The organism is Streptomyces sp. NPDC126497 (assembly GCF_040302425.1).
Lineage (GTDB): Bacteria > Actinomycetota > Actinomycetes > Streptomycetales > Streptomycetaceae > Streptomyces.
Genome location: NZ_JBEORT010000088.1, coordinates 1 through 15800, shown reverse-complemented (window position 1 = coordinate 15800; position 15800 = coordinate 1). Strand labels below are relative to the sequence as shown.

General features: G+C 75.3%; 15 protein-coding genes. 13 read left to right on the top strand and 2 right to left on the bottom strand.

The window, feature by feature from the left end; translation table 11 throughout:
• Positions 1-51: 51 nt before the first annotated feature.
• On the bottom strand, positions 52-525 hold the full coding sequence (locus ABTY20_RS27760; protein ID WP_351999790.1) for an indole-3-glycerol phosphate synthase: 474 nt from the start codon (positions 523-525) through the stop codon (positions 52-54).
• 201 nt (positions 526-726) lie between these two features.
• A complete protein-coding gene (locus tag ABTY20_RS27755; protein ID WP_351999789.1) occupies positions 727-1512 on the bottom strand; it encodes a pyrimidine reductase family protein in 786 nt (261 codons plus the stop codon).
• A 37-nt stretch (positions 1513-1549) separates the two neighbouring features.
• Between ABTY20_RS27755 and zapE the strand changes: the two genes are divergently transcribed.
• From zapE to ABTY20_RS27690, 13 genes are all read left to right on the top strand, one after another.
• A complete protein-coding gene (gene zapE / locus ABTY20_RS27750; protein ID WP_351999788.1) occupies positions 1550-2653 on the top strand; it encodes a cell division protein ZapE in 1104 nt (367 codons plus the stop codon).
• A 397-nt stretch (positions 2654-3050) separates the two neighbouring features.
• Entirely contained in the window at positions 3051-3632 is a 582-nt protein-coding gene (locus ABTY20_RS27745) for a carbonic anhydrase (protein ID WP_351999787.1), read from the top strand.
• 8 nt (positions 3633-3640) lie between these two features.
• Positions 3641-5107: a SulP family inorganic anion transporter gene (locus ABTY20_RS27740; protein ID WP_502991899.1), complete on the top strand. Its 1467-nt coding sequence runs from the start codon at positions 3641-3643 to the stop codon at positions 5105-5107.
• 128 nt (positions 5108-5235) lie between these two features.
• Positions 5236-6057 (top strand): slipin family protein, encoded by an 822-nt coding sequence (locus ABTY20_RS27735; RefSeq protein ID WP_351999785.1) that lies wholly within the window; start codon positions 5236-5238, stop codon positions 6055-6057.
• A gap of 90 nt (positions 6058-6147) precedes the next feature.
• Entirely contained in the window at positions 6148-7563 is a 1416-nt protein-coding gene (locus ABTY20_RS27730) for an alkaline phosphatase PhoX (protein WP_351999784.1), read from the top strand.
• 189 nt (positions 7564-7752) lie between these two features.
• Complete coding sequence (locus tag ABTY20_RS27725) at positions 7753-9276, top strand: FAD-dependent oxidoreductase (RefSeq protein ID WP_351999783.1); 1524 nt, start codon at positions 7753-7755, stop codon at positions 9274-9276.
• 92 nt (positions 9277-9368) lie between these two features.
• Complete coding sequence (locus ABTY20_RS27720; protein ID WP_351999782.1) at positions 9369-10223, top strand: polysaccharide deacetylase family protein; 855 nt, start codon at positions 9369-9371, stop codon at positions 10221-10223.
• Positions 10220-10402 carry a hypothetical protein gene (locus ABTY20_RS27715; RefSeq protein ID WP_351999781.1) on the top strand — a complete coding sequence of 61 codons (183 nt, stop codon included), beginning with the start codon at positions 10220-10222 and terminating at the stop codon, positions 10400-10402. The genes ABTY20_RS27720 and ABTY20_RS27715 overlap by 4 nt, the downstream gene beginning before the upstream one ends.
• A gap of 34 nt (positions 10403-10436) precedes the next feature.
• A complete protein-coding gene (locus ABTY20_RS27710; protein ID WP_351999780.1) occupies positions 10437-11153 on the top strand; it encodes a peptidyl-tRNA hydrolase in 717 nt (238 codons plus the stop codon).
• A gap of 150 nt (positions 11154-11303) precedes the next feature.
• Entirely contained in the window at positions 11304-11951 is a 648-nt protein-coding gene (locus tag ABTY20_RS27705) for a helix-turn-helix domain-containing protein (RefSeq protein WP_351999779.1), read from the top strand.
• The gene (locus ABTY20_RS27700) at positions 11948-13270 is read left to right on the top strand and encodes an MFS transporter (protein WP_351999778.1); all 1323 of its coding nucleotides are present in this window, start codon (positions 11948-11950) and stop codon (positions 13268-13270) included. The genes ABTY20_RS27705 and ABTY20_RS27700 overlap by 4 nt, the downstream gene beginning before the upstream one ends.
• A 110-nt stretch (positions 13271-13380) precedes the next feature.
• Positions 13381-14709 carry an MbnB/TglH/ChrH family RiPP precursor modification enzyme gene (locus ABTY20_RS27695; protein ID WP_351999777.1) on the top strand — a complete coding sequence of 443 codons (1329 nt, stop codon included), beginning with the start codon at positions 13381-13383 and terminating at the stop codon, positions 14707-14709.
• A gap of 108 nt (positions 14710-14817) precedes the next feature.
• A complete protein-coding gene (locus ABTY20_RS27690; RefSeq protein WP_351999776.1) occupies positions 14818-15597 on the top strand; it encodes a TIGR04222 domain-containing membrane protein in 780 nt (259 codons plus the stop codon).
• The last annotated feature ends 203 nt before the right edge of the window (positions 15598-15800 follow it).

Here is a 15800-nt window from a genome sequence, read left to right as displayed (position 1 = left end):
GACGGCGGTCTTCGCGCCCTCCCGGGGGAGCCGGGAGGGCGCCGCCCCAGCCTATGCCTTGCTGTGGGAGAAGAGTTTCAGCACCGGCACCCCGACCTTGTGCCGGGCTCGGGAGGCCCAGTCACGGTGGAAGAACTCCTCCACGTAGTGCGGGTCGGTCAGCACGATCACCTCGTCCGCCCCGACCTCCTCCACCACGGCCTTCAGCGCGTCCAGGGGGTGGTCCGCGACGAGCCGGCCGTCCGCCGTGTCGCCGGTGGCGCGCAGGGCCCGCAGGGACACCTCCAGGGCCCGCTCCCCCATGCCCTCGGCCTCCTCGCCCTCGGGGGTCCCGCCCTCGCGGACGGCCTCGTCGAGCTCGCCGAGCGCCACGTCGTCGATGGCCCTCAGCAACCGGTCGGCCTGCTCGCCGCGCGGCTGGAGCAGCACGTGGAAGGAGACCGGCTCGTCGCCGTGCAAGGTGGTGACGAACTCCACGTCGGCGGACGTCAGGGCCTTCTCGATCATCAGTACGCTGGTGAACACCAGGCTCCCCTTCTCCTCGGAGGACCCTAGGGCCCCCTCTCTGCTCCGTGGACCGGGCCCGGCCCTGCGGAAACCATCCTGCCCCGTGTGCGCACGGGTACCGCCGGATTCAGTGTCGTCCCTTCCCGCACCCGCCGGACGAATGCGTTCCGCCGATCGCCGGACCGGCGGCCACCGTCGGGCGCCCCCGGCCGCGACCGGTCAGGACCGCTGGTACCGGGTGAACAGGAAACCGTCCTCCTCCAACATCGACGTCAGCGCGAAACGCCGCGGAAGTGTTACGGACGGTCCACCGGCGATGCGCTGCGCGTCACCGGCGGTGAGCATCGGCGAGACGGTCAGGCAGAGCTCGTCCAGCACCCCGGCCGCCACCAGCTGGCCCAGCAGCCGCGGCCCGCCCTCGGTCAGCAGCCGGGTGTGCCCGAGGTCCGCGAGGGCCCGCACCGCCCGCGCGGGGTCCACCGCCTCCCCCTCCCCCGCGGTGACCACCCGGGCGCCGGCCCGCTCGGCGGCGGCCACCCGGTCCGGGGCGGCCCCGGCGCCGGTCAGCAGCAGCGTGGGCACCAGCGGGGAGGTGAACAGCGGCAGCGAGAAGTCCAGGTCCAGACCGGCCGTCACCACCGCGATCACGGGGGCGGGCCCCTGTCCCGCCGCCTCCCGCGCGGCCGCGAACTCGGCGCGTGCGCGTGCCGGGCGGTACCCCTCCTGCCGTACCGTCTGCGCACCGACGACCACGACGTCGGCGAGCGCCCGCAGCGTGCCGAAGATCCGCATGTCGGCCGGGCAGGAGATGGGCTGTGAGCGGCCGTCGTGCTGGGCGGCCCCGTCGAGGGTGGACACCATGTTGGCCCGCAGCCACGGTTCCCGCCCCCGCGGCCCCGGCCCGGGGTAGGCGTACGCGGCGGCGAGCTCGGCGAGGCTCCACTCACGGGCCGCGGTCTCGTCGGTCGCGTCGGTCACGTCGGTCACGGGGAACAGGCGTCGCATGTCAGGCAGTGTTCCACGCCCCGTAGCATGGGGGACCGTGTCGTCCTCCTCCCCCGCCTCCCGTCCCGGTCCGACAGCCGACGTGGCCCCGTTGTCGCTGTGCGCCCGTGAGCCGCACGTGCCCGCGGACCGGCTCGTCGCCGAGATGGTGCCGCCGCCGCGGTTCGACTCGGTCCGCTTCTCCACCTACCTCCCGGACCCGGACCAGCCGAGCCAGACCGAGGCCGTGCGCGTCCTCGAGGGTTTCGCGGCCGGTCTCGGCGGGGCCGCGGACGGCGCCCCGGGCCGGCGCGGGCTGTTCGGCTTCGGCAGGGCGCGGAGGAAGGCCCCGGCCGGGCCGCGCGGCGTCTACCTCGACGGCGGCTACGGCGTCGGCAAGACCCACCTGCTGGCCTCCCTGTGGCACGCCACCCCGGCGGAGCCCGCGCTCAAGGCGTTCGGCACCTTCGTGGAGCTGACCAACCTGGTCGGCGCCCTCGGCTTCCAGCAGACGGTGAGGACCCTCTCCGGGCACCGCCTGCTGTGCATCGACGAGTTCGAGCTGGACGACCCGGGCGACACCGTGCTGGTCTCCACCCTGCTCGGCAAGCTGGTCGAGGCGGGCGTCGCGCTGGCCGCCACCTCGAACACGCTGCCGGGCAAGCTCGGCGAGGGCCGGTTCGCCTCCGCCGACTTCCTGCGCGAGATCCAGGGCCTGTCGGCCCACTTCCGCGCCCTGCGCATCGACGGCGAGGACTACCGCCACCGCGGTCTGCCCGAGGCTCCGGCGCCGTACTCCGACGAGCTGGTGACCAGGACGGCGCACGCCACCGAGGGCGCCTCCCTCGACGCCTTCCCGGACCTGCTGGACCACCTGGCGAGGGTCCACCCCAGCCGCTACGGCGCCCTGACCGACGGGGTCCGCGCGGTGTGCCTCACCGGTGTGCGTCCGGTGCCGGACCAGTCGACCGCGCTCCGGCTCGTCGTCCTCGCGGACCGGCTCTACGACCGCGAGGTGCCCGTGCTCGCCTCGGGACTGCCGTTCGACCGGCTGTTCAGCGAGGAGATGCTGAAGGGCGGCTACCGCAAGAAGTACTTCCGGGCGATCTCGCGGCTCACCGCGCTGGCCCGCGACGCGGGACGGCTCACCGGGACCCGGTGAGCCGGAGGTCGGACACCTGGTCGAGCCGCCGCCGGCCGGGAACGCATTCGCGCCAACACACCCTTTCTTTTCAGGCTCTCTTCGCCACGAAACATTGAGTTAACCCTGCAAAGGACCGTGCGGGGTTAACGTGTTTCTTGACCAACCGTTGACCAGGCATTGGTGTGCGGGAGAGGGGCGAACCGCCTTGTGAAGCACCCGTGTTCCAAGGTCCGGCGACCGCGGCCACACCCCGGCCCCGCGTCGTCGCTTTACCTTCGCTTCATTTCCCCGTATGCGCGGAATCTTCGCATCCGCGCATACGGCACGTGAAACAAGGGCCACGGGTCAGTGGTGGAGTCCGGCTTCCGTCATGCCCGTCCGACGCGTCCCCACGCGCGCCAGGAGGTATCACCAGATGCAGCCCCTCATCGACAACGCCCGCACCTTCGGACAGCGCCCCGAGGAGTTCGCCCGCCTCGCCGAGGGGCAGTCCCCCGGCGTCCTGTTCATCACCTGCTCCGACTCCAGGGTCGTACCGGCCCTGATCACGGGCGCCCGGCCCGGCGAGCTCTTCGAGCTGCGCACCGCGGGCAACATCGTCCCGCCGTACGCCCCCGGGCGCCCCACCGCCGAAGCCGCCACCGTCGAGTACGCCGTGGGGGTCCTCGGCGTCGCTGACATCGTGGTCTGCGGCCACTCCCACTGCGGGGCCGTCGGCGCGCTGGTGCGGGGCGACGACCTGGACGCCGTACCCGCCGTGCGCGACTGGCTGGCGCACGCCGCCGACGAGCCGGCGTCGGCCGACGCCGCGGACCCCGCCTGCGCGGACGCGGTCCAGCACCACGTCCTGGCCCAGCTGCTGCGGCTGCGCTCGTACCCGTGCGTCGAGCGCCGGCTGGCCTCCGGCCGGCTGCGGCTGCGCGGCTGGTACTACGAGGTGCACACCGGAGCCGTACGCGAACACCGCGCGGACACCGACGCGTTCGAGGCGCTGTGAGCACGGCCGTGTCCAGGTTCCCGCATCTGCGGCAGGACTTCGCCGCCTCACTGGTCGTGTTCCTCGTCGCCCTCCCGCTGTGCGTGGGCGTCGCCGTCGCCTCCGGCGTCCCGGCCGAACTCGGCCTGGTCACCGGCATCGTGGGCGGGCTGGTCACCGGAATGCTGCCGGGCAGCAGCCTGCAGGTGTCCGGCCCGGCCGCCGGGCTGACCGTGCTGGTCTTCGAGGCCGTCGACACCTACGGGCTGCCCGCGCTCGGCGTGATCGTGCTGGCCGCCGGCCTGCTCCAGCTGGCCATGGGCGCACTGCGGCTCGGCCGCTGGTTCCGCGCGATATCCGTCTCGGTGGTCGAGGGCATGCTGGCCGGCATCGGCCTCGTGCTCATCGCCGGTCAGCTGTACGCGGCGGCCGGGCTGACGGCGCCCGCCTCCGGCGTCGACAAGCTCCTCGGGCTGCCCGGGGCCGCCGTGGACGCGCTCGGCAGCACCGAGGCGCTCGCCTCGCTCGCGGTCGGCGCGGGCACCGTCGCCGTGATGGTGCTGTGGCGCCGGATGCCCGGACCGGCCGGCGCCGTACCGGGCGCGCTCGCGGCGGTGCTGCTGGCGACGGCGGTGACCCTCGCGTTCGGCGTGCCCGTCGCGACGGTCGAGGTGCGCGGCCTGCTCGACGCCGTCCAGCCGCCCGGCGCGGACGCCTTCGGCTCACTGGGCGTCGGCGTCCTCGGCACGATCCTCGCCTTCACCCTGATCGCCTCCGCCGAGAGCCTGTTCAGCGCGGCGGCGGTGGACCGGCTGCACGACGGCCCGCGCACCCGGTACGACAAGGAGCTGATGGCGCAGGGCGCGGGCAACACGCTCTGCGGTGCGCTCGGCGCGCTGCCGATGACGGCGGTCATCGTGCGCAGCTCGGCCAACGTCCGGGCGGGCGCGAGGACCAAGGCGGCCCGGGTGCTGCACGGCGTGTGGCTGCTGCTGTTCGCCGCGCTGCTGCCGTCCGCGCTGGCGCTGATCCCGCTTCCCGCGCTGGCCGGCGTCCTGGTCCACGCGGGCTGGAAGCTGATCCCGTTCCGCGCGGTGGCCACGCTGTGGCGCGGGCACCGCGGCGAGGCGCTGGTCCTGGTGGTCACCGCCGTGTCGATCGTCGCGCTCAACATGTTCGAGGGCGTGCTGATCGGTCTGGCCCTGTCGGTCGTCAAGACGGCCTGGGAGTCCTCGCAGGCGAAGGTGGAGGTCATAGACAAGGGCGCGGGCCCCGTCCAGGTGCACCTGTCGGGCAACGCGACCTTCCTGCGCCTCCCGAAGATCCTGGACGCCCTGGAGTCCCTCCCCCGGGACCGCCCGGTCGAACTGGACCTCACCGGCCTCCACCACGTCGACCACGCCTGTCGCACGGCCCTGAAGGCCTGGTCCGAATCCCACGGCGCCCCGGGCACGGCCCCGGTGAAGCTCAAGGAGGCCCCGGTCACGGCTTCCTAGGGGCGCGGGGGCGGGGCGGCGGGGCCGTGCCGCCCCCTCCCCGCGCCCGTCCCGGCGTGGCCCCGCACCGATGGGCGGGCATATCGTTGCAGGAGCAGACAGAGCGGACCTCTGACCGGGAGGCCGACATGGTCGAGGAGCTCCTCACCGCAGCCGCCGCCACGGCCGCCGCCGCCGCGGTCTACCTCACCGCGGCGGCCCGGGTCGTCAAACAGTACGAACGCGGCGTCGTCTTCCGCCTCGGCCGCCTGCACGGCGACGTGCGCCCGCCCGGGTTCAACCTGATCGTCCCCGGCGTGGACCGGCTGCGCAAGGTGAACCTGCAGATCGTCACGATGCCGGTGCCGGCCCAGGAGGGCATCACCCGGGACAACGTGACCGTCCGGGTCGACGCGGTCGTCTACTTCAAGGTCGTCGACGCGTCGGCGGCCGTCGTCAACGTGGAGGACTACCGCTTCGCCGTCTCCCAGATGGCCCAGACCTCGCTGCGGTCGATCATCGGCAAGAGCGACCTCGACGACCTGCTGTCCAACCGCGAGAAACTGAACCAGGGCCTGGAGCTGATGATCGACAGCCCCGCGATCGGCTGGGGCGTGCAGATCGACCGCGTCGAGATCAAGGACGTCTCCCTGCCCGACACCATGAAGCGCTCCATGGCCCGCCAGGCCGAGGCCGACCGCGAACGCCGGGCCCGCGTCATCAACGCCGACGCCGAACTCCAGGCCTCCAGGAAACTCGCCGAGGCCGCCCAGGAGATGGCGGAGACCCCCTCCGCCCTCCAGCTCCGCCTGCTGCAGACCATCGTGGCCGTCGCCGCCGAGAAGAACTCCACCCTCGTCCTGCCCTTCCCGGTCGAACTCCTGCGCTTCCTCGAACGCGCCCAGCAGCCCGCACCCGACCCCGCGGCGGGGGCCCGTCCGGCGGCCGGCGGCCCCCGGCCCGGGCCGTGACACGAGCGACACGCGTGGTTCCCGTGATCCGTACCAGGTGATAGACACGGCTGGATCACAGTTCCTGTCCGCCAGCAGGAAGGTTTCCCCATGTCAGAAACCGGGTCCACCACCGGCTCCGCCGCGACCCGGCGCCAGGTGCTCGCCCGTGCCGGCGCCCTCGGCGCCGGCATCGCCTTCACCGGCGCCCTCTCCGAACTCTTCACCGGCACCGCCGCGGCGCGGGACCTCGGCCACGGCGGCTACGGCCCCCTGGTCCCCGACCCCGACGGACTGCTCGACCTGCCGAAGGGCTTCCGCTACCGGGTCCTCTCCCGCGAGGGCGACCCGCTGCGCTCCGGCGAGGGCCCGGTCCCCTCCAACCACGACGGCATGGCCGCCTTCGCCGGCCGCCACGGCCGGGTCCACCTGGTCCGCAATCACGAGAACCGCGCCACCGGCAGGATCCCGGTCCCGGCGGTCGACGGCCTGACCTACGACCCGGAGGGCAAGGGCGGCTGCACCGCGCTCACCCTGGACCACCACGGCCGGGTGCTGTCGGAGCGGGTGGCGATCGCCGGCACGGCGGTGAACTGCGCGGGCGGGCCGACCCCCTGGGACACCTGGCTGACCTGCGAGGAGACCGAGGACAAGGCCGGCACGGGCGGCTACACCAAGGACCACGGCTACGTCTTCGAGGTCGACGGCGCCGACCCGCGCCGCACGGGCGCCGTACCGCTGACCGCGATGGGCCGCTTCCAGCACGAGGCGGTCGCCGTGGACCCGAAGCGGGGCGTGGTCTACGAGACGGAGGACGCGTTCGAGCGCCCCTTCGGCCTCTTCTACCGCTTCCTGCCGCGCAAGCCGCTGGGCGGCACCGGTTCGCTGCGCGCGGGCGGCCGGCTCCAGGCCATGCGGGTGCCCGGGGTGCCCGACCTGTCGTCGATCCAGGACACCGGCGCCCGCTTCGACGGCGTCGAGTGGGTGGACGTGCCGGATCCGCAGGCCGTCGGGACCCCCATCCGCCACCAGGACTTCGGTCCGCGGGGCATCACCCACGCGCAGAAGCTGGAGGGCTGCTACTGGGGCGGACGCTCGGTCTACTTCGTGTCGTCCTTCGCCCGCAGCGCCGAGGGGTCGGCGGCCGACCACTACGGCCAGGTCTGGCGCTACGACCCGGACCGGCGCCGCCTCACCCTGGTGATCGTCTTCGGTCCGGACACCGACGTCCGGCTGCCCGGCGAGTCGCCGGACAACATCTGTCTGGCGCCCGGCGGCGGCCTGATGGTGTCCGAGGACGGCAACGGCGCCCAGCACGTCTTCGGCGTCACCCGGCACGGCGAGGTCTACCCGGTGGCGCGCAACCGCCAGGCGGTCACCTCGGCCGCCGCGGCGGGCGGCGCCCCCGGGGAACCGGAGTGGGGCGAGTTCGCCGGGGTCACCTTCTCCCCGGACGGCCGCACCATGTACGTCAACTGCTACGCGCCCGGCACGACGTTCGCCGTGACGGGCCCCTGGCGCGGGTAGCCGCGCCGGGGGCGGGGCGGGGGGCGCGCGGGTGCGCCGCCCTCCGCCGCCGGGCCGACGCCCCCGTGGCCGTACGTCGGTCCCGTGGCCGTACGTCGGTCCCGTGGCCGTACGTCGGTCCCGTGCCGTCCGGCACGCAGGGGGACGAGCCCGCCACTGAACCGGACCGACCGGGGTACTCGCCCTCCCATGACGGAGAATCAGCAGGTCAGAGGCTCGTACTGGCTCGAAACGGCACCCGGCGGCCGGCATCCGGCGCTCACCGGGGACCTCGACGTCGACGTGGCCGTGATCGGCGCGGGCATCGCCGGCCTGTGCACGGCCCGGGAGCTGGCACGGGCGGGCAAGAGCGTCGCGGTCCTGGAGGCCGGGCGGGTCGCGGCCGGCGTCACCGGGCACACCACGGCCAAGATCACCGCCCTGCACACCCTGGTCTACGACAAGCTGCGCCGCACCCGGGGCGCCGAGGGCGCCCGGCTGTACGCCCGTTCGCAGTCCGAGGCGATCGAGCACACCGCCCGGGTCGTGGCGGAGCTCGGCGTCGACTGCGCGTGGGAGCGCCGCAGTTCGTACACCTACGTCCGGGACGCGGACCGGGTGGAGGAGCTGCGCGCGGAGGCCAGGGCGGCGCGGGAGGCGGGCCTGCCGGCCTCCTTCGTGACGGAGACCGGCCTGCCGTTCCCGGTGGCGGGCGCCGTCGAGGTGAGGGACCAGGCGCAGTTCCACCCCCGCAGGTACCTGCTGGCCCTCGTGGACGACATCGTCGCGCACGGCGGGCGCGTCCACGAGGACACCACCGTCGTCGGCCTGGAGGAGGGCACCCCGAACCGCCTGTCCACGGCGGCCGGGGCGACGGTGACGGCCCGGGACGTCGTGGTCGCCACCCACTACCCGGTCTTCGACCGGGCGCTGCTGTTCACCCGCCTCTCCCCGCGCCGCGAACTGGTCGTCGCCGGTCCGGTCCCGGCCGGCCAGGACCCCGGCGGCATGTACATCACCCCCGAGGAGAACACCCGCTCGGTGCGCACCGCCCCCTACGGCGAGGACGGCGCCCGCCGCCTCCTCGTGATCACCGGTGAGCACTTCACGCCGGGCACGGGCGACACCCGCGCCCGCTTCGACCGCCTCTCCGCCTGGGCCCGCACGCACTTCCCCGGCGTGGAGCTCACCCACTCCTGGGCCACCCAGGACAACGACCCCACCGACACCGTGCCGCTGGTCGGCCCGCTGCACCCGGGCGCCCGGCACACCTACGTCGCCACCGGCTTCGGCGGCTGGGGCATGAGCGGCGGCATGATGGCGGGCCTGCTGCTCACCGCGCAGATCACCGGCAGGGAGTGCGCCTGGAGCGGGCTGTACGACCCGCGCCGGCTGGCTTCCGCCGTGCGCGAGGCGCCGTCCTTCCTCAAGCACCAGGCGCAGGTGGCCAAGCACTTCGTCGGCGACCGGCTGCGTCCGGCGCCGCCGGCCGAGGCGCTGCCGCCGGGCGAGGGCGCCGTGGTCCGCACGGAGGACGGCCGGCTCGCGGTCTACCGCGACGAGGACGGCGCCCTGCACGCCGTCTCCGCCCGCTGCACCCACATGGGCTGCCTGGTGGACTTCAACGCCGCCGAACGCGCCTGGGAGTGCCCCTGCCACGGTTCCCGCTTCGACACGGACGGCAAGGTCATCCAGGGCCCGGCGACCCGGCCGCTGGAGCGGCGCGACATCTGAGGCGGCGGGGCGGGCGCCCACCCGGGTGACGCGGGGCCCGGCTCCCCGGCGCGACGACGGGAACAGCCGAAAGCCACTCATATGGTCATACGGTGATCCCTCTCGTACGCCGCGCCGTCGCCGTGGGCGTCCTGGCCACCGCCCTCGCCTCCTGCGCCACCCCCCGCCCGGCCCCGCAGGCACCCCGCCCCGCGCCCTCCGCGCCCCCGGCCCCTCCCACCCTCGTCGCGGGCCCGTCCGGCCTGACCCCGGTCTTCCGCCACGGCCCGCGCGACGGCGAGCGGACGGTCGCCCTCACCTTCGACGCCGACATGACCGCCGACCAGGGCCCGAGGGCGGCGGCGGGCGAGCGCTTCGACCACCCGCGGCTCATCGCCGCCCTGCGCGCGCTGCGGGTGCCGGCCACGGTGTTCATGACCGGCCGCTGGGCCGAGGAGTACCCGGACCAGGCCCGCGCCATCGGCCGGGACCCGCTCTTCGAGGTCGCCAACCACTCCTACAGCCACTACGCGTTCACCGGCGACTGCTACGGCCTGCCGACCGTCCCCGCCGACCGGATGCGGGCGGACGTGGAGCGGGCGTACGCGGTGTTCCGGAAGGTGGGCGTGCCCGGTCCGAAGCCGTACTTCCGCTTCCCCGGCGGCTGTTACGACCGCGCGGCGCTCGAGGCACTGACCCCGGCCGGCGTGACGGCCGTGCAGTGGGACGTGGTGGGCGGCGACGCGTTCGCCACGGACGCGGAGGCGGTGGCCCGGCAGGTGCTGGACGGCGTGCGTCCCGGCTCGGTGGTCGTCCTGCACTGCACCCGCAGCGCGGCCCCGGCCACGGAGCGGGCCGTACGGACGATCGTCCCGGAGCTGCGCCGCCGGGGTTACCGCTTCGTCAGGGTGTCCGACCTGATCGCGGCGGCGAACGGCCGGGCCGGGCGGCCTACCCTTGACCCATGAGCGACACCGACGACTACTGCCTGATCGACGCCACCCGGCCGCCCAGGGCGGACGGCCCGCCCTACGCGGCGTGCGTGCTGTGCCAGGAGCCGACGGAGTACCCCGAGTCCTGCAAGGGCGTCACGCTGTGCCCGGTCTGCGAGTGGCGGGAGGCCGAGCGCACGTCCTGCTCGGGCTGACGGCACTCCCGCGCGGGTTGGCAGACTGTCCCCCGTGAGCGACGACCGAACCCCTTCCGCCGACAGTCCCTTCCGCCCCGACCCGGGTGCCCGCGACACGGCGCCCCAGTTCGTCCTGCCCCTGGTGGTCCGCATCGAGCGGGCGGCGCCCCCGCCCCGCACGGACGCCCTGGAGACGGCGGCCCGCGCGGTGCTGGTGATGCTGACCGACGAGCGCTCGGTGGGCGAGGGCGCGTGGGCGCGGGCGGTGCGCGACTGGCAGGACGCCCGCATCCGCAAGGTGGTGCGCCGGGCGCGCGGCGCGGAGTGGCGCCGCGCCGAGGCCCTCCCGGGGATCACGGTCGCCGGCGGGTCGGCCGAGGTCCGCGTCTTCCCGCCCGTCCCCCTGGACGGCTGGCCCAAGGACCTGGCCCGCCTCCAGGTCTCCGGCACCGACCTCGACGACCCCGATCCCGCGCCCCCGGCGGATCCGGCGGGCCCCGTCCTGTGGCTCAACCCCGACCTCGGCATGTCGGCCGGCAAGGCCATGGCCCAGGCGGGTCACGGCGCCCAACTGGCCTGGTGGCGGCTCTCCGACGCGGCCCGCACGGCCTGGCACGCCGCCGGCTTCCCCCTCGCCGTCCGCACCGCCGACCCGGCCCGCTGGCCCGCCCTGACCTCCGGCGGCCTCCCCACGGTCCGCGACGCGGGCTTCACCGAGATCGCCCCGGGCTCGTGCACGGTGGTGGCGGACCACCCGGCGCTGCGGTGAGGCGGTGAACGGGCCTCCCCCGGACGCGGAACCGCCCGGGGGAGGCCGCCTTCGTCCCGTGCACCCGGTCGGCCGCGACCCGGGCACACCCCCAAACAAATTTTGCAAAAACTCTTTTGCGAAACCTCCGGGCCGCTCTACCCTCCCCTCATGGTCAGCGACGAGCAGAGACGCGTCCTCGATCCCGAACGGGACGCGGCGGCCCTGAAGGCCCTCACCCATCCCCTGCGCATCCGGCTGCTGGGGATGCTGCGGCAGGACGGCCCGGCCACCGCGAGCGAACTCGCGGTGCGGACCGGGGAGTCGTCCGCGTCCACCAGCTATCACCTGCGGGTCCTGGCGAAGCACGCGTTCGTCGCCGAGGCCGAGCACCGTGACGCGCGGGAACGCCGCTGGCGGGCGGTGCACTCCGTGACCTCCTGGGACAACAGGGCACTGGAGGCGTCACCGATCGGCGGCGCCTGGCTCGGCCTGTCGCGCAGGGCCCAGATCGAGCACCTGGGGGCGTCCCTGGTCCGGCACGAGGCCGACGTCGCCGAGGGCCGGCTGGGGCCGGAGTGGGTGGAGCCCTCCGGGATCAGCGACCTGGCGCCCCGTCTGACCCCCGAGTCGCTCACCGAGCTGTGGGAGGTGCTCGACCGGAAACTGGAGGAGCTGACCGCCCGCGACGCGGACGACCCGCGCGCCGCGCGGGTCGTCCTCCTCACGGCCGGACTGCCCCTGGCGCCGCGCGGCCCCGGCGCGGCGCCGGACGGGACGTCCGCCCCCGCGGGGACGGACGCCGGGGACGCCTCGTGACCGGTCCCCTCGACGCGCGCACGGCGCGACGGCGCTACGTCACGGTCTGCGTCCTCTTCTGGCTGCCGCTGGGACTGAGCATCGCCCCCATGGTCCTGCTGTTCACCGAGCGCGGCATGGCGATGGCGGCCGTCACGGGCCTGTTCGCCGCCCACTCCCTGACCGCCGCCGCGCTGGAACTGCCCACCGGAGGGCTGTCCGACGTCCTGGGGCGCCGGAGCGTCCTGGCGGCCGCCGGCCTGCTGGGTCTGGCCGCCCTGACCGTCGTGGGCCTGGGCACCGCCCCCTGGCTGCTCGGCCTGGGCATGGCCCTGATGGGCGCCGCCCGTGCCCTGTCCAGCGGACCGGCCGAAGCCTGGTACGTCGACGCCGTCCACGCGTGCTCCGGCCCGGGCGCCGAACTGCGCACCGGACTGGCCCGCGGCTCCTCCGCGACCTCCGCCGCGCTCGCCGCGGGCACCCTGCTCGGCGGCGCCCTCCCCTGGCTGCTCGGGCTCGGCCCCGACCTCGGCGCCCGGCTGGGCGACGCGACCTCCGGGCTGGTGCTGCCCCTCTCGCTCCCGTTGCTGCTGGGCGCCGCGGTCGAGGTCGCCTTCGTGCTGTACGTCCTGACCGCGCTGCCCGAGCCGCCCCGGCCCCCGGCCACCCTGCGCGACGTCGTCGGAGGCGTCCCGGCCACCGTCACGGAGGGACTGCGTCTGGGGAGGCGCGACGGGCTGGTCCGCCGGGTGCTCCTCAGCGCGGGGGCCGCGGGCGGCGCCCTGACCTCGATCGAACTGCTCACACCGGGCCGGGCCGCGGCGCTCACGGGCACGTCGGAGTCGGGCGCGGTGCTCTTCGCCGCACTCGCCTGCGCCGGATTCGTCTGTTCCGGTGTCGGCAACCACCTCGCGCCGTCGGTCGCCCGGCTCGCGGGCGGCGGCGAGCGCGCGGTCCTGGTGGGCCTCGGCACCGGCGCGGGCGGGCTGCTCCTGCTCGGCGCCACCGCGACGTCCGCGGGAGCCGTAACCGCGGCCCTGGCGGCCCTCGGTTACGGCTCCCTCCACTTCGGGCTCGGCCTGGCCGGGCCGAACGAGAACGACCTGCTGCACCGCCGGGTGACCGGTTCCGTCCGGGCCACCGCGCTGTCCGTCCAGTCCCTCGCCCTGCAACTGGTGGGAGCGCTCACCGGCCTGGTCGTCGGCGTCCTTGCGCCGGGCCCGCTGCCCTGGGTGCTGGGCGGCGCCGTGCTGCTGGCGGGGGCCCTCCTGTGGATCCGCCGCGCCGGGGACGCCCCCGCGGCGCCCCGGCCGCACGCCGTGCCGTCGTCCCCGGCATGACCTCCGCCCGGCCCGCGTGCCCCCACCTCAAATTTTGCTCTGAAGGTGGCCGGGGTGCGGTTCGGGGGCGGGACGGGGGGCCATATCCCCCTCACCTACGGGGGCCGGCCATGCCGGTGGAGGAGGGAACGACGGTGCGGTTGGGGACGGGGATCGGATGGCGGCCGGAGATAGCGGAGGCCGTCGAGGGCATGCCGGGGATCGACTGGGTCGAGGTGGTGGCCGAGAACGTCTGCCCCGGGCATCTGCCCGAGTCGCTGGTGCGGCTGCGGCAGCGCGGGGTGACCGTCGTGCCGCACGGGGTCTCGCTGGGGCTCGGCGGGGCCGAGCGGCCCGACGAGGGACGGCTGGCCGCCCTCGCCGAACGGGCGGAGGCGCTCCGGGCGCCGCTCGTCACCGAGCACATCGCGTTCGTCCGGGCGGGCGGGACGCTGACCGCCTCCGCGCCGTTCGAGGCCGGGCACCTGCTGCCCGTGCCGCGCACCCGTGACGCCCTGGACGTGCTGTGCGAGAACGTCCGCATCGCCCAGGACGCGCTGCCCGTGCCGCTCGCCGTGGAGAACATCGCCGCGCTGATCTCCTGGCCCGGCGAGGAGCTGACCGAGGGACAGTTCCTGTACGAGCTGGCCGACCGGACCGGCGTACGGCTCCTCATCGACGTCGCCAACCTGCACACCAACCACGTCAACCGGGGCGAGGACCCGGCCGAGGCGCTCGCCGGACTGCCCCTGGAGGCCCTCGCGTACGTCCATGTCGCGGGCGGGTTCGAGCGGGACGGCGTGTGGCACGACAGCCACGCCCACCCCGTTCCGCGGCCGGTGCTCGACATCCTCACCGACCTCGCCTCCCGGGTCTCCCCTCCCGGCGTGCTGCTGGAACGGGACGAGAACTTCCCGGAGGCCCGGGAGATGGAACGGGAGCTGGGCGCGATCCGCCGGGCGGTGGACGAGGGGGCGCGGCGGCGGGACCCGGACGGCGCGGCCCCGGTCGTCGGCGCCCGTCCCGAGCCGCGGCGGGACTCCCCCGAGGGCGCCCGGGAGCGGCTCGCGCTCGCGCAGACCGCGGTGCTGTCCGCGCTGGTCGCGGGGACGCCCGTGCCGGAGGGGTTCGACCGGGTGCGGATGGGGGTGCAGGCGCGGGCGCTCGCCGCCAAGCGGGCCGACGTCGTCGCCAAGGTCGCGCCCGAACTGCCGGTGATCCTGGGGGACGGATACCGGGCCGCCTTCCTCGCGTACGCGCGGACGCGGCCGATGGCCGGCGGCTACCGGCGGGACGCGCTGGACTTCGCCGAGCACGTGCTGGCCGGGCGGCCGCGGGACGCGTCGGTGCGGCGCGGGCTGCGGGAGTGGTGGCTGGAACGGTCGGGGCCCGAGCCGCGCTCGCACCGGCCGGCGGTGCGGCTGGCGCGGGCCACCCGGCGGGTGCTGCTGCGGCGTTGAGCGCCGGCCCGCGGCAATCCGGGACGGAACGCCGCATACCTCGGGCGCTCCGTCCCGGATCGTGGACACGGCATGGTGATCGCGCGGCCGTGCGCTTACAAACGGTCCGTGTTCTGGCTACCTCTGCTGCTCCTGGCCTGGGCGGTCGCCGGTGTGACGTGCCTGCGGCTGTGCCTGGCCGCCGTGCGCGGTGCCGCCGCGGCCGACTCCGGTGCGGGGGCGGACCGCGACCTGACCCTCTACGAGGCCGCGTTCCTCTCCGGCGGTCCCGGGCGGGTCGCCGACGTCACGCTCGTCGCGATGGCCCGTCAGCGGCGGCTGCTGCTGGCGCACACCGGCTGGGCCACGGTCGTCGACCCGCGCGGGCGGGACGAGATGGAACGGTCGGTGATAGGGGCGATGGGCCCTCGGGGGCAGTCGCCCCTCGCGCCGGTGCGGGCCGCCGCGGCGACCGCGGACGCCGTGCGCGGGATCGCCGAACGGCTGGCCGGCGCCGGGCTGGCGGTGCCCGACGGCGCCGGGACGAACGTCGCCCGGGCGGTGCGTCAGGTACGGCTCGCCGTGCCGGCCGTGGCCGTCCTGGGGGCGGCCGCCCTGCTCATGCCCGTGCCGTCGGACGTGCCGCGCCCACTGGTCGCGCTGTGGTTCGCGCTGCCGCTGCTCTTCACGCTGGGCTGTCTGGCCATCGCACGGTTCGAGGTCCACCCCGGCTCCCCCTGGGCCTCCCCGGCCGGTCAGCGTCTGCTGGACGCCCTGCCCCGTGCCGCCGGTGCCGCCGGCGACGAGCGCGCGTACCTCACCTCCGTCGCGGTGCGCGGCGTCCACGCGGTGGGGGAACCGGAACTGCGCGCGGCCTTCGCGCACCGGGGACCCCACGAAGGACCCTGACGCCGACACCCCGGCGGCCGGTGCTTGCCTCGGGCCACCGCCGCACGAAACATCCCTTTCATCGCCGTTGCGCACCGAAGGGATCGTCGATGAGAACTGCCGCCGCCGTCCACGTGGCCGCCGGGTCCTTGCTGCTCACCACCCTGGCCGCCGCCCCGGCCGGCGCGGGACCCGCCGACGCCGAGCTGCGCGGCACCGCGACG